Origin of the sequence: Kitasatospora sp. NBC_01246 (genome assembly GCF_036226505.1) — a bacterium.
In the GTDB taxonomy this organism is placed as follows: Bacteria; Actinomycetota; Actinomycetes; order Streptomycetales; family Streptomycetaceae; genus Kitasatospora.
Map to the genome: position 1 here is coordinate 5781622 of NZ_CP108484.1, position 23568 is coordinate 5805189.

13 protein-coding genes and 1 rRNA gene are annotated in these 23568 nt (G+C 73.3%); 11 read left to right on the forward strand and 3 right to left on the reverse strand.

The annotated features are described in order from the left end of the window. Window positions 1-15 precede the first annotated feature (15 nt). Both rrf and OG618_RS25160 read left to right on the forward strand, forming a co-directional pair. Window positions 16-132, forward strand: a 5S ribosomal RNA gene (gene rrf / locus OG618_RS25155). Between the two features lie 94 nt (window positions 133-226). Continuing rightward, window positions 227-1078 (forward strand): phosphatase PAP2 family protein, encoded by an 852-nt coding sequence (locus OG618_RS25160; RefSeq protein WP_329489801.1) that lies wholly within the window; start codon window positions 227-229, stop codon window positions 1076-1078. An 81-nt stretch (window positions 1079-1159) separates the two neighbouring features. Here OG618_RS25160 and OG618_RS25165 read toward each other — a convergent pair whose 3' ends face one another. Both OG618_RS25165 and OG618_RS25170 read right to left on the reverse strand, forming a co-directional pair. Then, the gene (locus OG618_RS25165; RefSeq protein ID WP_329489802.1) at window positions 1160-1723 is read right to left on the reverse strand and encodes an acetate uptake transporter; all 564 of its coding nucleotides are present in this window, start codon (window positions 1721-1723) and stop codon (window positions 1160-1162) included. Window positions 1724-2011: 288 nt separating this feature from the next. Next, window positions 2012-4573 (reverse strand): SpoIIE family protein phosphatase, encoded by a 2562-nt coding sequence (locus tag OG618_RS25170; protein ID WP_329489803.1) that lies wholly within the window; start codon window positions 4571-4573, stop codon window positions 2012-2014. A gap of 570 nt (window positions 4574-5143) precedes the next feature. Between OG618_RS25170 and OG618_RS25175 the strand changes: the two genes are divergently transcribed. The 9 genes from OG618_RS25175 (at window position 5144) to OG618_RS25215 (ending at window position 18461) form a co-directional block, all read left to right on the forward strand. Next, complete coding sequence (locus tag OG618_RS25175; protein WP_442906954.1) at window positions 5144-9646, forward strand: HAMP domain-containing protein; 4503 nt, start codon at window positions 5144-5146, stop codon at window positions 9644-9646. A gap of 339 nt (window positions 9647-9985) precedes the next feature. After that, window positions 9986-10621, forward strand: a complete 636-nt coding sequence (locus OG618_RS25180; protein ID WP_329489804.1) for a response regulator — start codon at window positions 9986-9988, stop codon at window positions 10619-10621. Between the two features lie 123 nt (window positions 10622-10744). Beyond that, window positions 10745-13453 (forward strand): DNA translocase FtsK, encoded by a 2709-nt coding sequence (locus tag OG618_RS25185; protein WP_329489805.1) that lies wholly within the window; start codon window positions 10745-10747, stop codon window positions 13451-13453. 274 nt (window positions 13454-13727) lie between these two features. Then, on the forward strand, window positions 13728-14591 hold the full coding sequence (locus tag OG618_RS25190; RefSeq protein WP_329489806.1) for a helix-turn-helix domain-containing protein: 864 nt from the start codon (window positions 13728-13730) through the stop codon (window positions 14589-14591). Between the two features lie 96 nt (window positions 14592-14687). Beyond that, window positions 14688-16160 (forward strand): 30S ribosomal protein S12 methylthiotransferase RimO, encoded by a 1473-nt coding sequence (rimO, locus tag OG618_RS25195; protein WP_329489807.1) that lies wholly within the window; start codon window positions 14688-14690, stop codon window positions 16158-16160. Beyond that, window positions 16157-16795 carry a CDP-diacylglycerol--glycerol-3-phosphate 3-phosphatidyltransferase gene (gene pgsA, locus OG618_RS25200; RefSeq protein ID WP_329489808.1) on the forward strand — a complete coding sequence of 213 codons (639 nt, stop codon included), beginning with the start codon at window positions 16157-16159 and terminating at the stop codon, window positions 16793-16795. Before rimO ends, pgsA begins: the two co-directional genes overlap by 4 nt. Window positions 16796-16902: 107 nt before the next feature. Next, window positions 16903-17373 carry a CinA family protein gene (locus OG618_RS25205; protein ID WP_329492264.1) on the forward strand — a complete coding sequence of 157 codons (471 nt, stop codon included), beginning with the start codon at window positions 16903-16905 and terminating at the stop codon, window positions 17371-17373. A 383-nt stretch (window positions 17374-17756) separates the two neighbouring features. Then, a complete protein-coding gene (locus tag OG618_RS25210) occupies window positions 17757-18125 on the forward strand; it encodes a helix-turn-helix domain-containing protein (protein ID WP_329489809.1) in 369 nt (122 codons plus the stop codon). A gap of 54 nt (window positions 18126-18179) precedes the next feature. Further along, the gene (locus tag OG618_RS25215) at window positions 18180-18461 is read left to right on the forward strand and encodes a hypothetical protein (RefSeq protein WP_329489810.1); all 282 of its coding nucleotides are present in this window, start codon (window positions 18180-18182) and stop codon (window positions 18459-18461) included. A 100-nt stretch (window positions 18462-18561) separates the two neighbouring features. On the opposite strand, the gene OG618_RS25220 is transcribed toward OG618_RS25215, so the two are convergent. Next, window positions 18562-23349 (reverse strand): ATP-dependent helicase, encoded by a 4788-nt coding sequence (locus tag OG618_RS25220; RefSeq protein WP_329489811.1) that lies wholly within the window; start codon window positions 23347-23349, stop codon window positions 18562-18564. Window positions 23350-23568 lie beyond the last annotated feature (219 nt).

The window sequence follows — 23568 nt, forward strand, 5'->3', positions numbered from 1 at the left end:
TAAGTTTCATAGTGTTTCGGTGGTCATAGCGTGAGGGAAACGCCCGGTTACATTCCGAACCCGGAAGCTAAGCCTCACAGCGCCGATGGTACTGCAGGGGGGACCCTGTGGGAGAGTAGGACGCCGCCGAACAATCATTCCAAAAAGACCCCCTCCCGTTCGGGAGGGGGTCTTTTTGCGTTAACGTCTCCCCAGCACACCCCGCTCGGTGGAGAGGCGCGAACCGTTGCAGAACCTGACTCTTACCTGGCAGTCCGCCGGGGGCGCCGCGGTCGCTCTCTACGGAGGCGCGTACGCGGCCGCCCGGGTGCGGCGCGCACCGCTGTCGGCGCTGCTGCGGGAGGCCGGCACCTTGCTGGCGCTGTTCGCGCTCTGGCAGCTGGTGGGGCACCTCTCGCTGATGAGCGCCGAGCACGCGCTGGACCGGGCGAGCTGGATCCACCGGACGGAGCTGGCGATCGGCCTGCCGGACGAGGCCTCCTGGCAGGCGGCCGTGACCTCGTGTCCGGCCGTGGTGAAGGCGGCGAACTACTACTACGCGTCGATGCACTTCACCGTGATGATCGCGGTGCTGCTCTGGGTCTTCGTGCGGCACCGGGCCCGCTACCCGTGGGTGCGGAACACGGTCGTGATCACGACGGCGATCTGCCTGGCGGTGCAGTTCATCCCGGTGGCGCCGCCCCGGATGCTGCCGCAGGAGGGGTTCGTCGACGTCGCGGCCGAGTACGGGCAGTCGGTGTACGGCGGCGCGGTCGGCGGGATGGTCAAGGTCGCCCAGCTGTCGGCGATGCCGTCGGTGCACGTGGCCTGGTGCGTGCTGGCGGCGGTCGCGGTGATCAGGGTGTCGTCGAGCCCGCTGCGCTGGCTGGTGGTCCTGCACCCGGTGCTGACCGTCGCGGTGGTGGTGGTCACGGCCAACCACTTCTGGGCGGACGGCCTGGTGGCCGTGGTGATCCTGCTCTTCGCGTACGCGGTCCAGGCGGCCTGCGGCCGCCGGCGGGCCCGCCGGGCGGCGTCCGGTCCGGACGCCGCGGTGGCCGGAGCCCAGGCCGGGGAGCACGTCACCACCGGGAGCTGACCGGGGCGCGAGCAGTACGGGCCGGTGGGCCGGACCTCCCCGGAAGGGAGGTCCGGCCCACCGGCGTTCGCGTGTCGGGTGTTACTTGACCGGCAGTGCCACCCGGCCCCACGCGCTGTTGGTCATGGCCGCGGTGGCCCAGTACCAGGCGACCAGCCCGGAGGCCGCGGCGACCCAGCCGGCGAACTTGGCGAGCCCGCCGGAGGTGGCGAAGGTCGCGACGGCGGAGAGCACCAGGGAGACGGTCAGCAGGCCGTACACCGCGCGGCTGAACCAGCCAGCCTTCCAGCTCGCGGCGGTGAGGGTGAGCGCGAGCAGGGCCCAGAGCAGCAGGAACAGGCCAGCCGCGTTCTTGCCGGCCCCGCCGGCGGCCGACCAGGTGGCCCAGAAGGCGCCCAGGCTGGTGAAGGCCGTGCCGGTGAAGCCCTCGCCGGCCCGGAGCTGCCAGAGGCCGGCGATGAACAGGGTGAGGCCGCCGAGGAGGTGGGCGAGACGGGCGGAGTCCCCGACCCCGGTGCCACTGAAGATGCCAGTGGAGAGGAGGCCGTAGGCGAGGAGGGTCAGGCCGAGGGCGAGGTAACCGAGGTTCCCCGCGTCGGCTCCGGTGGAGCGGGCGTTCAGTGCCCCGGTAGCTTCGTTGCTCACCGGAGGCTCCTTTCACTCTGGGCGCGCGCAGGGCGCTGTGAACCGCAGGAGGATGTTCGATGAGGTGGATGCGCGCGACCGCGCCGAGGGCGCACCACAGGAGGGTGCGACGGCTGCGGTCAGAATGATGGGCCAGCGCGAAGAACTGCTGGTCGTGTCCCCGCCGGGGGATTCCCCGGTGAGATCGGTGTACCCGGCCGGACCAGCTTGTACCCTTGTGAATCACACAATTTGTGGCGTCGTCAGCTGTGGAACGCTCATGGTTGGACCCCGGGTGAGCAGACTCGGTCAGCCCGGGCGCTGGGTGGGGACGCGCAGGGTGAGGATCGCCATGTCGTCGGACGGCGGCTCCGGCGCGAAGCGTTCGACCGCCCGCTGCACGCGCAGGGCGACCGCACCGGCCGTCAGCCCGGTACAGCCGGTGAGCACCTCGGCCAGGCCGTCGTCGCCCAGCATCCGCGACCCCTCGCGGCGTTCGGTCACGCCGTCGGTGACGCAGAGCAGGACCTCGCCGGGGGAGAGCACCAAGTGCTCCGCGGTCAGGTCGAGTTCCTCCATCACGCCGAGCAGCGGCTGCGGGGTGGCGGCCCGGTCGACCTGGCCGTCGGTGCGCAGCCGCAGCGGCAGCGGGTGGCCGGCGCAGACCATGGACAGCTCGGTGCTGCCGTCCGGTCGGGGCGTGAGCTCGCCGTAGAGCAGGGTGAGGAAGCGGCTTCGCGAACCCTCGTCCAGGATGGCCGCGTTGAGCCTGCTGAGGACCTGCGGGGCGTCCAGTCCCTCGCGGGCGAGCAGCCGCAGCGAGTGCCGGGCCAGGCCGGTGACGGAGGCGGCCTCGGGACCGGTGCCGCAGACGTCGCCGATGGCGAAGCCGTAGGTGCCCTCGCGGATGGTGAAGAGGTCGTAGAAGTCGCCGCCGACCTCGTTGCCCTCGCCGGCGGCCTGGTAGTACACGTCCACCTCGACGCCCGGGATCTCGGGCAGGTCCGGGGGGAGCAGACTGCGCTGCAGCGCCTGGCTGGTGGCGGTGCGCTCGGAGTAGAGGCGGGAGTTGTCGAGGGCGAGGGCGGCCCGCCGGGAGAGGTCCTCGGCGAGTTCCAGGATCTCCTGGCGGAACCGGACGCCGGCCGGGACGCCGAGCGCGAGCAGGCCGATGACCCGGTTGCGGGCGGCCAGCGGCAGGACCACCGTCTCACCGAGCAGGCCGGAGAGCTCGGGGTTCGCGGAAAGCCCGCCGGTCCGCGCGGTCTCGGCCGGCGCCGCCCAGAAGCGGGCGCCGTGAGTGGGTCCGGAGTCCGGGGCGGGCGTCTTGTCGAGCAGGGCGCGCAGCGGGTCGATGCGGTCCTCGTCCTCGTGCAGCACGAAGGCGAGGGAGGCCGGGGCGCCGTGGTCGCCGTTGGTGTACACGGCGCACCAGGAGGCGAGGGTGGGGACGGCCATCTGCGCCATCAGGGCGAGCGTCTGCTCGTGCTCCAGGGTGCCGGCCAGCAGGTCGGAGGCCTCGACCAGGAAGGAGAGCGAGCCGCGGCGCAGCCGTTCGAGCTCGGTGAGCCGGGTGCTCTCGATGGCCAGGGCGACCCGGTCGGCGGCGAACTGCAGGCGCAGCGCGTCCTCGTTGTCGTAGCGGCCGGGCGCGGCGGCGGCGATGCCCAGCGAGCCGATCAGCCGGCCCTCGACCTTGAGCGGGACGGTGAGCAGCGAGCGCATGCCGCTGTCGCTGAGCACCGGCAGACCGGTCGGCCGGGTGGCGAGGTCCTCGTGGACGGACGGCAGGCGGGCGGAGTCGTAGCGGTTGCCGGTGCCGACCGGGAAGCGGGTGTGGCGGCGGTGGCCGGAGGTGAGGCCGGTGGCGGCCCGGACCTCGAACTCGGTCTCGTCGTCGGTGGTGAGCAGCAGGTAGGCGGCGTCGCCGTCGAGCAGGTCGCGGGCGCGTTCGACGGTGCGCTGGAGCAGGGTGTCCAGGTCGTCGGTGGCGGTGGGACCGGCGAGCAGGTCCAGCCGGGAGCCGGTCGGGTCGGGCTTGTCGCCGGGCAGCGCCCGGGCGGGCGAGCGGAGCACCGCGCGGTCGGGTTCGAGGACGAGCAGGCAGAGCGTGGACGGGACGCCCTCGGTGTCGCGGATGCGGACCTGCAGGCCGTAGACCTCGACGGTCCGGCCGTCGGCGTGGCGCAGGCCGTAGCTGCCCTCCCAGCGGGCCAGCCGCAGCGTCGCGGCCAGCCCGAGCCCGGTGCCGGGGCCCTGCGGCCAGACGGTGAGGTCGGCCCAGGGGCGGCCGAGCACGGTGTCGGCGGGGTGCTGGAAGAGCGCCTCGGCGTCCGGGTTCCAGGCGAGCACGCGGCCGTCGTCGTCGAGCTGGACGACGGCGACGTGGACCGGTCCGGCGCTGCTGGGCAGTTCGCTGCCCGGGGTGGCGGGGACGGCGTAGCGGGTGCCGGTGACGTGGGCGGGCAGGGCGAGCCGGAACCAGACGGTCTTGCGGCCGGCGGAGTACTCGACGCCCCAGCGTTCGGCGAGGGCGGAGCACATCAACAGGCCGCGGCCGCCTTCGCCGTCGGGGTCGGCGTAGCGCTCGGAGGCGGTGACGGGGACGTCGGCGAAGGACGGCAGACCGCGCTCGGGGTGGTGGTCGGTGACCTCGATCCGGACGGTCTCCTCCTCGCGCAGGCAGCAGACCTCGGCGGCGGTGCCGGCGTGCACCACGGCGTTGGTGACGAGTTCGCTGACCAGGACCACGGCGTCGTCGACGATCTCGGGCAGGCCCCAGCCCAGCAGCGCGTCCCGGACGAACGAGCGGGCGGCCGAGGCCGACCGGCCGACCGGTTCGAAGGTGGCGGCTGCGCGCGCGGTGACCACGTTGCCACTTCTCCTCTGCTCTGGCCTGGCTGCCCGGGTGCGGCGGCGACCTCCCCGTGGGCGCCGGCGGGGTGAGCGGCGGCGCTGGGGCGGGTCGTGGCCCGGTGCAGCGCCCCACCCTACTTTCCGGTTGGTTCCCCGTGGGGGCGGGGCGCCGAAACAGGCACCTGAGGGTGATTCTGCCCACCTGTTTCGGTCGGGGCGGTACCAACCGAGCGCAACCGGCCGTATACCCGGTGCCGGTGCTGCCAGACTGGGGGGTCCGTGACGCCCGTGGGAGCAGTACGGTCGATGCGGGTTCCGGTGGTCCGCGAGGTCACCGGGACGCTGTAGCGCCGACCGGTGTGGCTTCGCGCCCCGAAAACGGGGCACGGGGGATCACCGGACAGTTCACGATCTGGGAGGGGCCCGTTGAGTTCGGCCACCAAGGACGCAACCGGTACGACGCCGCCTGCCCAGCGCGGTGTGCGGCCCGGGGCCGCGCCGCGGAGCGCGGCCGGCCGGCGAGCGAACCACAGCCGCGGAGCCGAGCCGGCGGAGCTGCGCAAGCTGCTGGCCGCGCTGACCGCGATGCGCGACGGCAACTTCCGGCGGCGGCTGACCGTGCCGGGCGACGGTCCGCTGGCCGAGATCGCCGCAGTGTTCAACGAGGTCGCCGAGCGGAACCAGCACCTGACCGGTGAGCTGGCCAGGGTCCGGCGCGCGGTGGGCCGTGAGGGCCGGCTGAACGAGCGGCTGGAGACGGGTGCGGGCGAGGGCGCCTGGATGGCGGCCGTCGACAACTGCAACGCGCTGATCGACGACCTGGCCCGGCCGATGGCCGAGGTGGGCCGGGTGCTGGCCTCGATCGCCGAGGGCGACCTGGACCAGAAGATGGAGCTGCGCTCGCTGCACAGCAACGGGGTGAGCCACCCGCTGCGCGGCGAGTACCTGAAGATCGGCCGGACGGTCAACGGGCTGGTGGACCAGCTGTCGGAGTTCACCGACGAGGTGACCCGGGTGGCCATCGAGGTCGGTACCGAGGGCAAGCTGGGCGGCCAGGCCAAGGTGCGCAGCGTCTCGGGCAGTTGGAAGGACCTCGCGGACTCGGTCAACACGATGGCCGGCCGGCTGACCGCGCAGGTGCGCAACATCGCCCAGGTGACCACGGCGGTGGCCAAGGGCGACCTCTCGCGCAAGGTCACGGTCGAGGTGGCCGGCGAGATGCTTGAGCTGAAGAACACCGTGAACACCATGGTGGACCAGCTGAACGGCTTCGCGGCGCAGGTCACCAGGGTGGCCCGGGACGTGGGCACGGAGGGCCGCCTGGGCGGCCAGGCGCAGGTCCCGGGCGTCGCGGGGGTGTGGCGGGACCTCACCGACTCGGTGAACTTCATGGCCGACAACCTGACCGGCCAGGTGCGCAACATCGCGCAGGTGACGACGGCGGTCGCGCGCGGGGACCTCTCGCAGAAGATCGAGGTGGACGCGCGGGGCGAGATCCTGGAGCTGAAGAACACCATCAACACGATGGTGGACCAGCTCTCCGGCTTCGCCGAGCAGGTGACCCGGGTGGCCCGCCAGGTCGGTACCGAGGGCCGCCTGGGCGGTCAGGCACAGGTGCCGGGCGCCGCCGGGGTCTGGCGGGACCTCACCGACAACGTCAACTTCATGGCGAACAACCTCACCGATCAGGTGCGCAACATCGCGCAGGTGACGACGGCGGTGGCCAAGGGCGACCTGTCGCAGAAGATCCAGGTGGACGCGCGGGGCGAGATCCTGGAGCTGAAGAACACCATCAACACGATGGTGGACCAGCTGGGCGCCTTCGCCGACGAGGTGACCAGAGTCGCCCGGGACGTCGGTACCGAGGGAATCCTCGGCGGTCAGGCGAGCGTGCCGGGGGTCTCCGGCACCTGGAAGGACCTGACCAACAGCGTCAACCTGATGGCCAACAACCTGACCAGCCAGGTCCGCAACATCGCGGAGGTCACCACGGCGGTCGCGCGCGGCGACGTCTCCAAGAAGATCACCGTCGACGCCCGCGGCGAGATCCTGGAGCTGGTCACCACCGTCAACACGATGGTCGACCAGCTCTCGGCGTTCGCCGACGAGGTGACCCGGGTGGCCCGCGAGGTGGGTACCGAGGGGATCCTGGGCGGCCAGGCCCGGGTCCGCGGGGTGTCGGGCATCTGGAAGGACCTGACCGACAACGTCAACTTCATGGCGTCCAATCTGACCAGCCAGGTGCGCAACATCGCCGAGGTCGCCACCGCGGTGGCCCGCGGTGACCTCTCCAAGAAGATCGACATCGAGGCGCAGGGCGAGGTCGCCGCGCTGGCCGGCACCCTGAACACGATGGTCGACCAGCTCTCCGCCTTCGCGGTGGAGGTGACCCGGGTGGCCCGCGAGGTCGGCACCGACGGCATCCTGGGCGGCCAGGCCGGGGTGCCGGGCGTGGCCGGGATCTGGAAGGACCTGACCGACAACGTCAACCTGATGGCCAACAACCTCACCGGGCAGGTCCGCAACATCGCCCTGGTGATCACGGCGGTGGCCCGCGGCGACCTCTCGCAGAAGATCGACGTCGATGCGCGCGGCGAGATCCTGCAGCTCAAGACCAGCATCAACACCATGGTCGACCAGCTCTCGGCGTTCGCCGACGAGGTGACCCGGGTGGCCCGCGAGGTGGGTACCGACGGGCGGCTCGGCGGCCAGGCCCGCGTCCCCGGCGTGGACGGCACCTGGCAGGACCTCACCGAGTCGGTGAACGAGCTGGCCAACAACCTGACCCGGCAGGTGCGCGCGATCGCCCAGGTCGCCACCGCGGTGACCAGGGGCGATCTCTCGCTGCGGATCGACGTGGACGCGTCCGGTGAGCTCGACGAGCTCAAGGACAACATCAACCAGATGATCGCCAACCTGCGCGAGACCACGCGCACCAACCAGGAACAGGACTGGCTGAAGACCAACCTGGCCCGGATCTCCGGCCTGCTGCAGGGCCGCCGGGACCTGGAGGCGGTCGCTTCGCTGATCATGACCGAGCTGACCCCGGTGGTCTCGGCCCAGCACGGCGCGTTCTTCCTGGCCCAGCCGGCCGGCCGGACCGCCGAGCTGATCACCGAGGACGACGACGAGAACGACACCGTGCTGCGGCTGATCGGCAGCTACGGCTACCAGCGGCGGGCGATGCCGACGACCTTCCGGCCCGGCGAGTCGCTGATCGGCCAGGCGGCGGTGGAGAAGCGCTCGATCATCCTCAAGGAGGCCCCGCCCGGGTACCTGAAGATCGCCTCGGGCCTCGGGGAGGCCTCGCCGGCCCACATCGTGGTGCTGCCGGTGCTGTTCGAGGGCCGCCTGCTGGGCGTGATCGAGCTGGCCACCTTCAGCTCCTTCACCACCGTCGCGCTGGACTTCCTCAACCAGATCGCCGATCTGATCGGCGTCACGGTCAACACCATCAGCGTCAACACCAAGACCGAGGGCCTGCTGCTGGAGTCCCAGCGGCTCACCGCCGAACTCTCCATGCGGTCGGCCGAGTTGGAGGCGCGCCAGGAGGAACTGGAGCGTACCAACGAGGAGTTGCAGGAGAAGGCCGAGCAACTCGCCCAGCAGAACCGCGACATCGAGATCAAGAACAGCGAGATCGAAGAGGCCCGGCAGGTCCTGGAGGAGCGCGCCGAGCAACTCGCCCTGGCCTCCCGCTACAAGAGCGAGTTCCTCGCCAACATGTCGCACGAGCTGCGGACCCCGCTCAACTCGCTGCTCATCCTGGCCAAGCTGCTCTCCGACAACAACGAGGGCAACCTCTCGCCCAAGCAGGTCGAATTCGCCGACACCATCCACGGCGCCGGGTCGGACCTGCTCCAGCTGATCAACGACATCCTGGACCTCTCCAAGGTCGAGGCGGGCAAGATGGACGTCCGCCCGTCCCGGATCGCCCTGGTGCAGCTGGTCGACTACGTGGAGGCCACCTTCCAGCCGGTCGCGCTGGACAAGAACCTGGACTTCGCCGTCCGGGTCTCCTCGGCGCTGCCGGTCACCCTGCACACCGACGAGCAGCGGCTCCAGCAGGTGCTGCGGAACCTGATCTCCAACGCGGTCAAGTTCACCGACTCCGGCGCGGTGGACTTCTCGATCAGCCCGGCCGGTCCCGACGTCCCGCAGCACGTCCGCGAGCGGCTGCTGGAGGCCGGCGCGATCAAGGGCCCGGACGACCCGCTGATCGCCTTCTCGGTCTCCGACACGGGCATCGGCATCCCGGAGAACAAGCTGCGGGAGATCTTCGAGGCGTTCAAGCAGGCCGACGGCACCACCAGCCGCAAGTACGGCGGCACCGGTCTCGGGCTCTCGATCAGCCGGGAGATCGCCCGGCTGCTCGGCGGCGAGATCCACGCCGAGAGCGAGCTGGGCGCGGGCTCGACGTTCACCCTCTACCTGCCGCTGCGCACCGACGGCGGGGAGGTCGCGCCGCCGTCCGCGCCGAACGCCCCGACGATCCGCGCCGCGGTCGGCGTCACCCCGGCGGGCACGCCCGTCCCGGTCGGCGAGAACCCGGCGGACCACTGGGCCCAGGAGGTCCGCGAACTCGCGGAGGAGCGCCGCCGCGGCGCCGTGGAGCGCCGTCGTGCGGCCCTGGAGGCACCGATCGAGGGCCGGCCGCCGTCCGGCGGCCCGGCGGCCCACCAGCCGTCCCGGGTGGACACCCGCTTCGACGGTCAGCAGGTGCTGATCGTGGACGACGACGTCCGCAACGTCTTCGCGCTCACCAGCGTCCTGGAGCAGCACGGGCTGACCGTGCTGTACGCCGAGAACGGCCGTGAGGGCATCGAGATGCTGGAGCAGCACGAGAACGTCGCGCTGGTCCTGATGGACATCATGATGCCGGAGATGGACGGCTACGCGACGACCGAGGCGATCCGCCGGATGCCGCAGTTCGCCGGGCTGCCGATCATCGCGCTGACCGCCAAGGCCATGAAGGGCGACCGGGAGAAGTCCCTGGAGGCCGGTGCCACCGACCACATCACCAAGCCGGTGGAGACCGACCACCTGCTCACCGTGATGCACGAGTGGCTGTCGGCGCGGAAGTCCTGACGCGGCCCTCCGCGGCCGGGCCCGCCCCCGCCGCCCGGTGCCCCACCGGGTCGTGGGGGCGCGAACCCCGGAGTCCGCTCCGGGGTTCGCGCCTTTCGGGGCGTGCTTTGCTGGCGGGGATGGCCGGGAACCCGGTAGGGTCACCGATCGTTGCGAACAGTGACCGGATGGCGACTCGCTGGTGAGCGTGCGCCGGGGCACTGGGTGCGCGTTGCCCCGGACCAGGTTGCGACGGGGCGGTGTGCCGGGCGAGGGGGTGCGGCTAGCATGACCGGGGTAGTGGTGGGCAGTGTGCGAGTGCCTTCCCCAGGCAGGCAGGCGACAGGAGGGCGGGCCGTAATGCAGAAGGCGAAGATCCTCCTGGTCGACGACCGGCCGGAGAACCTGCTGGCGCTGGAGGCGATCCTCTCGGCGCTGGACCAGACGCTGGTACGGGCGGCCTCCGGCGAGGAGGCGCTCAAGGCGCTGCTCACCGACGATTTCGCGGTGATCCTGCTGGACGTCCAGATGCCCGGGATGGACGGCTTCGAGACGGCCGCCCACATCAAGCGGCGCGAGCGCACCCGGGACATCCCGATCATCTTCCTGACCGCGCTCAACCACGGGCCGCACCACACCTTCCGCGGCTACGCGGCGGGCGCGGTGGACTACATCTCCAAGCCCTTCGATCCGTGGGTGCTGCGCGCCAAGGTCTCGGTCTTCGTCGACCTCTACATGAAGAACTGCCAGCTCAAGGAGCAGGCGGCGCTGCTGCGCCTACAACTGGAGGCGGGCGGCGAGCAGCCTGCCCTCGGCGGTGCGCTGCTCGGCGAGCTGTCGGCGCGGCTGGCGTCGGTGGAGGAGCAGGCCGAGGCGCTCGTCAAGCAGCTGGACGGCACCGAGGACGGCGGGGTCGCCGCCACCGCGGCGCATCTGGAGCGCAAGCTGGCGGGTCTGCGGCGGGCCCTGGACGCGTTGCGTCCCGGGGTGGAGTAGCGGCCGCCCGCGCGCACCCGTCCGGGTGAAACCGGGGCGGTGTGACGGTGTGTCTGCGACACGGCGGGGCGCCCCGGCTCGGCACGTGGGCACAGCTGGTCGGCCCCGGTAGGCTGCTGAGCCATGGCCACACGTACGCCCGGAAGCGCGGCACGCAACCCGAGTCCGGGACCGTCCAAGAAGGCCGCGGCGAAGGCTCCGGCCAAGCCGGTCGCGAAGAAGGCGGCCGCCAAGAAGGCCGCCCCGGCGAAGAAGGCGGCGGCGAAGCCCGCGCCGCCCGCCCCGCCGGCACCGAGGCCGATACTCTTCCGGGCCGTCCGGGCCGTCTGGCTCGGCCTGGCGCACAGCGTCGGCGCGGTCTTCCGCGGCTTCGGCGACGGCGCCAAGAACCTCGACCCGGCGCACCGCAAGGACGGCGTGGGCCTGCTGCTGTTCGCGCTCGCGCTGGTCACCGCCGCCGGCACCTGGTTCAGCCCGCAGGGCTGGCTCGGCGAGGCGGCCACCAACGTGGTCTCCGGGCTCTTCGGCCGGCTGGACGTGCTGGTGCCGTTCCTGCTGGCCCTGGTCGCGGTCCGGCTGATGCGCCACCCGGAGCTGCCGGAGGCCAACGGGCGGATCATGATCGGTCTGAGCGCCCTGGTGGTCGGCGTGCTCGGACTGGTCCACATCGGCTGCGGCGCGCCCATGATGGGCAGCGGCGCGACCCGGATAAGGGCGGCCGGCGGGATCGTCGGCTGGGCCGTCTCCACCCCGATGATGGCCGCCGCCGGGCCGCCGCTCGCGGTGCCGCTGCTCCTGCTGCTGGCCTTCTTCGGCCTGCTGGTGACCACCGCCACCCCGGTCAACCGGATCCCCGAACGGCTGCGCGCCGCCGGGGTGCGGCTCGGCGTGGTCGAGCCCGGCCCGCAGGACGCCTTCGCCGAGGGGCGTGCGCCGGAGCGCGAGTTCTCCACCGAGCCGCCGGAGGACGCGGACCCCTCGGCGCTGCCGTACCGCGTCGAGATCGACGGTCTCGCTCCGCCGGACGAGGTCGGTGCCCGCCGTCGCCGGCGCCGCCGCAAGCAGCTGGACGACCCGGAGCTCGCCTCCGGCGTCCCCGACCTGCTCGCGAAGGACCCGTTCGGCGAGGACCCGGTGGACCCGTACGCCACCCGCGACCTCGCCGCCGGGGCCGCCGCGGACCTGGACGGCGCGCTGGTCTACGGGGTGCCCGCCTCCTCGGCGGTGGCGGACATGATGCACCAGGTGCAGGACCGCACCGCCCCGCCGGAGGAGGCCGCCGTGCCGCCCGCCCGCAGCGGCGGCCAGGCGGCCCCCGAGGAGCACGGCCCGGCCCCGGTGCGGATGGAGCAGCTCCAGCTCTCCGGCGACGTCACCTACGCGCTCCCCCCGCTCGACCTGTTGGAGCGCGGCGGCCCGGCGAAGGCCCGCAGCGCCCTCAACGACGAGGTGGTGGCCCAGCTCACCGGGACCTTCGGCGAGTTCAAGGTGGACGCCAAGGTCACCGGCTTCACCCGGGGGCCGACGGTCACCCGCTACGAGGTCGAGCTGGGCCCGGCCGTCAAGGTGGAGCGGATCACCGCGCTCGCCAAGAACATCGCGTACGCGGTGGCCAGCCCGGACGTGCGGATCATCAGCCCGATCCCGGGGAAGTCCGCGGTCGGCATCGAGATCCCGAACCGGGACCGCGAGATGGTCAACCTCGGGGACCTGCTGCGCTCGCGCACGGCCGCCGAGGACACCCACCCGATGGTGGTCGGGATGGGCAAGGACGTCGAGGGCCACACCGTGATGGCCAACCTCGCCAAGATGCCGCACATCCTGGTGGCCGGCGCGACCGGCGCCGGCAAGTCGTCCTGCATCAACTGCCTGATCACCTCGATCCTGGCGCGGGCCACCCCGGACGAGGTCCGGATGGTGCTGGTCGACCCCAAGCGGGTCGAGCTGACCGCGTACGAGGGCATCCCGCACCTGATCACGCCGATCATCACCAACCCCAAGAAGGCCGCCGAGGCCCTCCAGTGGGTGGTGCGCGAGATGGACCTGCGCTACGACGACCTGGCCGCGTTCGGCTTCCGGCACGTCGACGACTTCAACGCGGCGGTGAAGGCCGGCAAGGTGACCGCCCCGCTGGGCAGCGAGCGCGAGCTGACCCCGTACCCGTACCTGCTGGTGATCGTCGACGAGCTGGCCGACCTGATGATGGTCGCCCCGCGCGACGTCGAGGACTCGGTGGTCCGGATCACCCAGCTGGCCCGCGCGGCCGGCATCCACCTGGTGCTGGCCACCCAGCGGCCCTCGGTGGACGTGGTCACCGGTCTGATCAAGGCCAACGTGCCGTCCCGGCTGGCCTTCGCCACCTCGGCGATGGCCGACTCCCGGGTCATCCTCGACCAGCCCGGCGCGGAGAAGCTGATCGGCAAGGGCGACGCGCTCTTCCTCCCGATGGGCGCGAGCAAGCCCGTCCGGATGCAGGGCGCGTTCGTCACCGAGGCCGAGATCGCCGCCGTCGTCCAGCACTGCAAGGATCAGCTGACGGCGGTCTACCGGGACGACGTGACGGTCGGCGGCGGGCCGAAGAAGGAGATCGACGAGGAGATCGGCGACGATCTGGACCTGCTGATCCAGGCCGCCGAGCTGGTCGTCTCCACCCAGTTCGGCTCCACCTCGATGCTCCAGCGCAAGCTGCGGGTCGGTTTCGCCAAGGCGGGCCGGCTGATGGACCTGATGGAGTCGCGCGGGATCGTCGGCCCGAGCGAGGGCTCCAAGGCCCGCGACGTCCTGGTGAAACCGGACGAGCTGGACGGCGTGCTCATCGCCATCCGGGGCTGACCGGCCGCCCCGGACGGTGCGTGCCCTTGCGGGTGTTCACTCGTTCGGAGGAGGGTAGGCGCGGTGCGCGGAACCGATCGAACGTGCACCGCGTCACAGGGCGCAAGAGCGGCCTCCGGGTTCGTCGGCCCCCGTCCTGACTGTCGGTCAGTGGACGATCGGAACCGTGCCCGGATGGGCGTGCGCATTCGGTCCTGCTCCGCTTGAGAAACGATCCTCCTCCGCCCCTAGACTGTTCTCCAGCAGGTGGCCATCCGCTCGAAAGGCGTGCACCGTGACCATCGGCAAGTCCCCCGATCGCGAGAACGCTCCGTCCTCCGCCGAGCTGTCCGGCGAGCCGGACCACGCGGCCGATGCCCCGAGCATCGGCCGGGTGCTGTCCGTCGCCCGGATCGACGCCGGACTCACGGTCGATCAGGTGAGTACCGCCACCCGGGTCCGGGTGCCGATCGTGCATGCCATCGAGGAGGACGACTTCGCCCGATGCGGTGGCGATTTCTACGCCCGGGGCCACATCCGGGCGATCGCCCGGGCGGTCGGCGTGGACGGCGAGGCACTGGTCGCCCGGTACGACGCCGCGCACGGCGGGGCCCCCGCCGGCAAGCGGCCCACCCAGCTGATCGACAGCGGGCCGATCAAGGTGCCCGGCCGCGGCCGCCCGAACTGGACGGCCGCGATGGTGGCCGCGATCTTCGCGGTGGTCGCCCTGATCGGCTTCAACCTGGTGAGCGGCAAGACCGGCGGCTCGACCACCGGCTCGGCCAGCGCGCCGCTGCCCAGTGGGTCCGGCACCGGCTCGGTCGCGCCCGTCGCCTCACCGAGCGTCCAGCCGCCGGCCCCGGCGCCCAGCGCCGAGGCGATCGCGGCCGCCCCGGCCGACAAGGTCACGGTGAAGCTGGTCGCCGAGAAGGACACCAGCTGGGTCTCGGCGCTGGACGGCAGCGGCAAGTCCCTGTTCCAGAACAACATCGAGGAAGGCCAGGACCAGACCTTCACCGACCCGAAGCAGATCAAGCTGGTGATCGGCAACGCGGGTGCCGTGCATGTGTACGTCAACGGCAAGGATCTCGGTCCGGCCGGGAAGAACGGCCAGGTGGTGCACGTCACGTACACCCCCGGCGACCCGCAGGCGGGCTGATGGCAGGGGCCGTGCGCCCCGGTGAAGATCTGGTAATCCGAGGCGCGCGGCCTCCGGGGCGAACGGCACCGGAGGCCGCGCGTTAATCTTGGCCCTATGCCTGAACGCCGTACTGTCGCCCTTGTCACGCTCGGATGCGCCCGCAACGAGGTGGACTCCGAGGAACTCGCCGGGCGACTGGAGGCCGACGGCTGGCTGCTCGTCGACGACGCCTCCGACGCCGACGTGGCCGTCGTCAACACCTGCGGGTTCGTCGAGGCCGCCAAGAAGGACTCCGTCGACGCCCTACTGGAGGCCAACGACCTCAAGGGGCACGGTCGCACCCAGGCCGTCGTCGCGGTCGGCTGTATGGCCGAGCGGTACGGCAAGGAGCTGGCCGACGCGCTGCCCGAGGCGGACGGCGTGCTCGGCTTCGACGACTACTCCGACATCTCCGACCGCCTGCAGACCATCCTGTCCGGCGGCCACCACGCCCCGCACCTGCCGCGCGACCGCCGCAAGCTGCTGCCGCTGAGCCCGGTCGAGCGCCAGGCCGCCGCCGCCGAGGTCGCCCTGCCGGGCCACGGGGCCCCCGAGGACCTGCCCGAGGGCCTCGCCCCGGCCTCCGGCCCGCGCACCCTGCGCAAGCGGCTGGACGACAACCCGGTCGCCTCGGTGAAGCTCGCCTCGGGCTGCGACCGCCGGTGCTCCTTCTGCGCCATCCCGGCCTTCCGCGGCTCGTTCATCTCGCGCCGCCCCTCCGACGTGCTGCAGGAGGCCCAGTGGCTGGCCGCGCAGGGCGTCCGCGAGGTGGTGCTGGTCAGCGAGAACAACACCTCCTACGGCAAGGACCTCGGCGACATCCGGCTGCTGGAGACGCTGCTCGGCGAGATCTCCGCGATCGAGGGCGTCGAACGCGTCCGGGTCTCCTACCTGCAGCCCGCCGAGATGCGGCCGGGGCTGATCGACGCGATGACCGGCACCGCCGACGTGGTGCCCTACTTCGACCTCTCGTTCCAGCACTCGGCGCCCGCGGTGCTGCGCCGGATGCGGCGGTTCGGCTCCACTGACCAGTTCCTGGAGCTGCTCGGGACCATCCGCGGCAAGGCCCCGCAGGCCGGCGCCCGCTCCAACTTCATCGTCGGCTTCCCCGGTGAGACCGAGGAGGACTTCGCCGAGCTGGAGCGGTTCGTCACGCACGCGGGCCTCGACGCGATCGGCGTCTTCGGCTACTCGGACGAGGACGGCACCGAGGCGGCGACCTTCGACGGCAAGCTGCCCGAGGACGTGGTGGCGGACCGGCTGAACCGGCTCTCCAGGCTCGCCGAGGAGATGACCGCCCAGCGGGCCGAGCAGCGGATCGGGACCGAGGTCGAGGTGCTGATCGAGTCGGTCGACGGCGACCTGGTCGAGGGCCGCGCCGCCCACCAGGCCCCCGAGACGGACGGCCTCACCACGCTCACCGGGGTGGCCGACCCGCAGGTCGGCCGGTTCTACCGGGCCCGCGTGGTCGCCAGCGAGGGCGTCGACCTGATCGCCGAGGCGCTGGAGCAGGTCCGGGTCGGCCAGGCCCCGGGAGCCGGGGAATGACCAAGGGGCCCGGCGCTCCGGCCGCGGCTCACCCGGGCAGACCGGCGGCCGCGGCCCCGCCGGCGCCGGGAATCTGGAACATCGCGAACATGCTCACGATGCTCCGGCTGCTGCTGGTGCCGGTCTTCGTGGCGCTGCTCTTCGCCGACGGCGGCCACGACCCCAAGTGGCGCGCGGTGGCCTGGGCCTCGTTCGCGGTCGCGATGATCACCGACCTGTTCGACGGCGAGCTGGCCCGCCGCAAGGGCCTGGTCACCGACTTCGGGAAGATCGCCGACCCGATCGCCGACAAGGCGATCATGGGCTCGGCGCTGATCGGCCTCTCGGTGCTGGGCGACCTGCCGTGGTGGGTCACCGTCGTCATCCTGGCCCGGGAGCTGGGCATCACCGTCATGCGGTTCTGGGTGATCCGGTACGGGGTCATCCCCGCCAGCCGGGGCGGCAAGCTGAAGACGCTCACCCAGGGCATCGCGGTGGGCATGTACGTCCTGGAGCTGACCGGCTGGCTGGCCACCGCGCGGGCCGTGCTGATGGCGCTCGCGGTGCTGCTCACCGTCGGGACGGCACTGGACTACGTCGGGCAGGCGCTGCGCCTGCGCCGTGAGGGGCTGGCCGCGGAGCGCGCCGGCCGGTGAGGGAGGCGGACGGGGTGGGGTTCGGAGCGGACAACGTCGGAGCGGACAACGTCGGAGCGGGCAACTCCGGGGCGGGCGACGTCGGAGCTGCTTACGAGGCGGCGGCGCTGAAGGCGCACGCCGCGCTGCGCGGGGAGGGCGCCACGCTGGCGGTCGCCGAGTCGCTCACCGGCGGGCTGCTGGCGGCCGCGCTGGTCGACGTCCCCGGGGCGTCCGCGACCTTCCGCGGCTCGGTCACCGCGTACGCGACCGAGCTGAAGGCCTCGGTGCTCGGCGTCGACGAGGGGCTGCTGGCCGTGCACGGGCCGGTCCACCCGCTGGTGGCCCGGCAGATGGCCGAGGGCGTGCGCCGGCTGCTGGGGGCCACGTACGGGCTCGCGACCACCGGAGTGGCCGGACCGGATCCGCAGGACGGACAGCCGGTGGGCACGGTACACCTCGCACTGGCCGGTCCGGGGGGAAGTCGGGTCAGTTCGCCGCGACTGTCGGGGGACCGTGCCACAATCCGTCACGGAGCGGTGACCGCCGCTCTGGAGCTGCTCGTCGGGCGGCTCCCGTCCGGTGCGTCCACGCACTGACCAGCTGCTCACCCTCGGTGCCCGCCGTACGGCCCGCACCGTCGAAGGCTCCGCCCCCGGTGTCCGGACCGGTCCGTCGGCGCAGATCTCCACCGAACCGAGATCTGCCGAACTGGCGTACGGGGATGAGGTCGACGGAGGATCGTGTTACATCGGAGGTCCTGGGGCAGAAACCAGGTGGCGAACGAGTGGCGCGGCGGTGACCCGGTGCCGCACGGAGGGTACGACGAGGTGCCCGCAGGCCGGGGTGCGACACCGAAACAGGGGAGGGGACAGCCTTGCAGCCCAGAGTGAACACGACCATGGTCCCCGCACGCGAAGCGGGCAAGGCGGTACGGTGGGGGCGTGACATCTCGATCCGCAGTCCGAGGAGGGAGGCACCGATGATCCTGCTCCGTCGCCTACTGGGCGATGTACTGCGTCGGCAGCGCCAGCGCCAGGGCCGCACACTTCGCGAGGTGTCGGCAGCAGCCAGGGTTTCGCTCGGTTACCTCTCCGAGGTCGAGCGGGGACAGAAGGAGGCCTCCTCGGAGCTGCTCTCCGCGATCTGCGACGCACTCGACGTTCGAATGTCCGAGGTCATGCGCGAGGTCAGTGACGAACTCTCGCTCGCCGAACTTGCGGCGATGTCCAGCCTCTCCGAAGGTGAACTGCTGAGGCCGGTGCTCGAACCGGTACCGCTGCCCGCCCCCGGCAACGACCGGGCGAACCTCTCGCCCAAGGCCGCCGCGATGGACGTGGTCGCCGCCTGACCTGGCCTCGACGCCCGGGCGCCTGGTGCCCGGGGCGAGCGAAGGAGGCCGGTCGTGCGGAAGGCAGCTACGACGTTCGCCGAGGCCCGAATACGGCTGGGGCAGCTGGTTCCCCGGCGTCTGCGCAGGCTTCTGCCGATGTCGGCGGGCGCTCTCGCCGGCTGGCTGGTGCTCCGGGGCCAACCCGCCGACGGGGCCGCGCTGGGGCTGCTCGCGGCCGGCGGGTGGGGGCTCGGCCTGATCCCGGTGCACGCGGACCGCTGGTCCACCGGACCGGAGCCGCGCCGAACGGGTGAGCCGAGGGCCCGGATGGAGGCAGAGCCTCCGATCGGGTGAGCGCAGTGATGCGGTGCGAAGGCCGCGAGGTGGTTCTCCGCCTCGCGGCCTTCGCCGTGCCCGGCGGCGGGCGCCCGCCGTTCCCCGGGCCCGGGGCGGGTCAGGGCCGCAGCCGCAGGCCCCGTGGGGTGGGGTGGAAGCCGGCCTCCTCCAGGGCGGCGCCGAGCGGGGAGCCGAGCGCGGGCACGCCGTTGGCCCGCTCGACGGTGACGCTGCCGAGCGCCCCCGCGCGGACCGCCGAGGCCAGCGCGGCCGTCGCGGCGGCGAGGGTGGCCTCGTCCTCGGGCCAGGCCAGCAGGGACTTGCCGCCCCGCTCGATGTAGAGGCCCAGCTCGCCGTCGACCAGCACCACCAGGGCGCCGGCCTTGCGGCCGGGGCGGTGCGCCCTGGCCTCCCGGGCCTCCTTGGTCTCCTTCGGCGCCTCCCCGGCCGCGGTGGCCCGCTCGGCACCGGGTGCCGCAGTGCCCGGCGGGTCGGGCCAGGGCAGCGCGGCGCCGTAGGCGTTCGCCGGGTCGGCGGCGGCCAGGACCAGCACCTGCGGGGGCTCGGCCGCCGGACCGGCCGGCCACTCGGCGGCCCGGGCCCGCTCCAGCCGCCCGCTGACGGACCGCAGCCGGTCGGCGGCGCCGTCCATGGCGAACTGGGCGCCGCCCAGCCCCTCCACGAAGTACCCCCGGCGGGCCCGGCCGCGCTCCTCCATCGCGGCGAGCACCCGGTACACCCCGGCGAAGCCGCCCGGGATCCGCTCGGCCGCCACCGCGCCCCGGGTCAGCAGGCCGTGCCGGTCCAGCAGGCTCTGGGCCTGGGTGGTGGCCCGCACCGTCGGGTCGGCGTCGAAGGCGGGCAGCAGCGACCAGCGCCCGGCCACCGTCGGCGGTCCGCCGCGCAGCGTGCCGCCGGCCCGGCCGAAGGCCCGGCCGGCGCCGCCGTAGCGCCCGCGCGGGGTGGCCCGGGGCACCCGGTGGGCGGTCGCGCCGGCCGTCCGGCCGGAGCCGAGCAGGGCCCGCAGCGGGGCGAGGGTGTCGTTGCTGACATACCCGGCCCAGACCAGGTCCCAGAGGGCCTCGACGACCTCGTTCTCGGGGGTGTCGGGGAGCTGGGCGACCAGCTGGCGGAAGAAGAGCCCGTAGCCGCCGGCCAGGGCCTCCAGCAGCGCGGTGTGCACGGGTGTGACGGCGGGCGGGACGGGCTCCGGACGCAGCAGGTGGGCGTGCTCGGCGAGGTGCAGGCCGATCCAGCCGTCCTTGCCGGGCAGGGCGCCGGCACCGGACCAGCCGATCTCACCGGCGGCCATCAACTCGTCCAGCAGGCCGGGGGAGTAGTCCGCGAGCCGGGCCGGGAGGATCAGCCGCTCCAGGGCGGAGGCGGGCAGGGCGGTGCCCTGGAGCTGCTCGACCACCCGGAGCAGGCCGTCCGGGCCGCGCAGCCGGTGGCCGGCCAGTCGCTGCCACTGCGGGAGGAAGGCGGCCAGGGCGCGCGGCGGGACGGCCTCGACCTCCTGGCGCAGGGCGGCCAGCGAACGGCGGCGCAGTCGGCGTAGCACCTCGGCGTCGCACCACTCGACGGTGGCGGGGTGGCCGTCGGTGGAGGCGGGGCGTGCGGCGTCCGGCACGAGGGGGTGGGCGTCGGGCGGGCGGAACTCGCCCTGGACCAGCCGCCCGGCGGCGGTGAGGCGCTGCAGGGTGCCGGCGACCACCGCGCTGCCGAGGCCGAAGCGGGCGGCGGCCTCGGCGGCGGTGAACGGGCCGTGGGTGCGGGCGTACCGGGCGAGGAGGTCGCCCAGCGGGTCCTTGACCGGCTCGGTGAAGGCCTCCGGGACGCCGACCGGCAGGGGGGTGCCCAGGGCGTCGCGCAGCCGCCCGGCGTCCTCGACGGCGGCCCAGCGCTGCTCGCCGGCGATCCGGACCGCGATCACCCGGCGGGTGGCTTCGAGCTCCAGGGCCCAGAGCGGTTCGGCGCCGCGGGCGGTCAGCTCGGCCTCGGTGAGCGGACCGAGCAGCCGCAGGGCGTCGGCGACGCCCTCGGCGTCCTTGACCCGGCGCTCGGGGGTGAGCCGCTGGAGCTCCGCCTCCAGCTCGGCCAGGACCTGCGGGTCGAGCAGCTCGCGCAGCTCGGCCTGGCCGAGCAGCTCGGACAGCAGCCGGGAGTCCAGCGCGAGGGCGGCGGCCCGGCGCTCGGCGAGCGGGGAGTCCCCCTCGTAGAGGAACTGGGCGACGTAGCCGAAGAGCAGCGAGCGGGCGAACGGGGAGGGCTCGGGCGTGGTGACCTCGACCAGGCGCACGGCGCGCGATTCGAGGTCCCGCATCAGCTCGACCAGGCCGGGGACGTCGAAGACGTCCTGGAGGCACTCCCGGACGGCCTCCAGGACGATCGGGAACGAGCCGTACTCCGAGGCGACCTCCAGGAGCTGCGCGGATCGCTGGCGCTGCTGCCAGAGCGGGGTGCGCTTGCCCGGGCTGCGCCGGGGGAGCAGCAGGGCGCGGCCGGCGCACTCGCGGAAGCGGGAGGCGAACAGGGCGGAGCCGCCGACCTGGTCGGTGACGAGCTGTTCGATCTCGCCGGAGTCGAACAGGGCGGCGTCGGCGCCGACCGGGGCGTCGTCCGGCGCCGGCTGCTCCACCGGGAAGTCGAGCAGGTCGGCGTCGGGGAGGCGGAGCACGATGCCGTCGTCGGCGTGCATGACCTGGGGGTCCAGACCGTGCTTCTCCCGCAGCCGGGCGCCGATCGCGAGCGCCCAGGGCGCGTGCACCTGGGCGCCGAACGGGGAGTGGATGACGATCCGCCAGTCGCCGAGCTCGTCGCGGAAGCGCTCGACCACGATGGTGCGGTCGTCCGGGAGGTGGCCGCAGGCGGCGCGCTGCTCGGTGAGGTAGCCGAGGAGGTTCCCGGCGGCCCAGTCGTCCAGGCCGGCCTGCCGGAGCCGGGCGGTGGCGGCGGCGGGCTCCAGCGCGCCCAGCTCGCGGGTGAACGCGCCGAGCGCGCGGCCGAGTTCGAGCGGGCGGCCGAGGGTGTCGCCCTTCCAGAACGGGAGCCGGCCGGGGACCCCGGGCGCGGGGGTGACCAGCACCTTGTCGTGGGTGATCTCCTCGATCCGCCAGGAGGTGGTGCCGAGGGTGAAGACGTCCCCGACGCGCGACTCGTAGACCATCTCCTCGTCCAGCTCGCCCACCCGGCGGCCGCCGGTGCCCTTGCGGCCGGCCTTGGAGTCGGCCGCCTCGGAGCCGGCGATGAAGACGCCGAACAGGCCGCGGTCGGGGATCGTGCCGCCGGAGGTGACGGCGAGCCGCTGGGCACCGGGACGGCCGGTGACGGTACCGGCCACCCGGTCCCAGACCAGGCGGGGGCGGAGTTCGGCGAAGGCGTCCGAGGGGTAGCGGCCGGCCAGCATGTCCAGCACGGCGTCGAAGGCGGACTGCGGCAGGGTGGCGAACGGCGCGGCCCGGCGGACCAGTGCGAGCAGGTCGTCCACCGGCCAGGTGTCCAGCGCCGTCATGGCGACGAGCTGCTGGGCGAGCACGTCCAGCGGGTTGCGCGGGATGCGCAGCGCCTCGATCCGGCCGGCCCGCATCCGCTCGGTGACCACGGCGGACTGCACCAGGTCCCCCCGGTACTTGGGGAAGAAGACGCCGGTGGAGACGGCGCCGACCTGGTGGCCGGCCCGGCCGACCCGCTGGAGGCCGGAGGCGACCGAGGGCGGTGACTCGACCTGGACGACCAGCTCGACGGCGCCCATGTCGATGCCGAGCTCCAGGCTGGAGGTGGCGACCACGGCGGGCAGCCGGCCGGCCTTCAGCTCCTCCTCGACCAGGGCGCGCTGCTCCTTGGAGACCGAGCCGTGGTGGGCGCGGGCGATCACCGGCGGGGCGCCCCTGGCGACGCCGGACTCGGCCATCACCTGGGCGGGCGCGTGCGCCTCGGGGAGCGGCTCGCCGGCGGCTCGCTCGTAGGCGATCTCGTTCAGCCGGTTGCAGAGCCGCTCGGCGAGCCGGCGGGAGTTGGCGAAGACGATGGTCGAGCGGTGGGCCTGGACGAGGTCGACGATCCGCTCCTCGACGTGCGGCCAGATCGAGGCTCCGCCGCTCTGCCGGTCGGTGTCGCCGCCGGTGGCGGGGGCGGGCGGCAGGTCGTCGAGGTCGGGGACGGGGACGACCACCGAGAGGTCGAACTCCTTGGCACCGGCGGGCTGGACGACGGTGGCACCGCGCCGCGGGCTGAGGTAGCGGGCCACCTCCTCGACCGGCCGGACGGTGGCGGAGAGGCCGATCCGGCGGGCCGGGTGCTCCAGCAGTTCGTCCAGCCGCTCCAGGGAGAGCGCCAGATGGGCGCCGCGCTTGGTGCCGGCCACGGCGTGTACCTCGTCCAGGATCACCGTGTCGATGCCGCGCAGGGCCTCCCGGGCGGCGGAGGTGAGCAGCAGGAAGAGCGACTCGGGGGTGGTGATCAGGATGTCCGGCGGGTGGGTGGTGAAGCGGCGCCGGTCGGCGGCGGGGGTGTCGCCGGAGCGGATGCCGACCTGGACGTCCGGCTCGGGCAGGCCGAGCCGGACGGCGGCCTGGCGCAGGCCCGCCAGTGGAGAGCGCAGGTTCCGCTCGACGTCGACGGCGAGGGCCTTGAGCGGCGAGATGTAGAGGACCCGGCAGCGGCGCTTCGGCTCGGCGGGGGGCGGGGTGCTGCTCAGGCGGTCCAGCGCGGAGAGGAAGGCGGCCAGCGTCTTGCCGGAGCCGGTGGGGGCCACCACCAGGACGTCCGTCCCGCCGGCGATGGCCTGCCAGGCCTCGGCCTGGGCGGTGGTGGGCGCGTGGAAGGCGCCCGAGAACCACGCCCGGGTGGCCGGGGCGAATCCGGCCAGCGGGTCGGCGGGCGGCTGGGGGTGGGTCTTCGGCGCCATGCCCCCATGGTGCCGGGTAGCACTGACAAGGGGCGGGTGGAGGCGGCGGCGCCGGTCGGCCGGGGCGTCGCGAGGGCGGGGCGTTGCGGGGCCGGGGCGTCGCGGGGCCGGGGCGTCGCGGGGCCGGGTCGGGGTGCCGGGCCGTCGCGAAGTCGGGGCAGGAGGGGGCAGGAGGGGTCGGGAGGGTCACCGGAAAGGCAGAAAGGATAATCCGCTCAT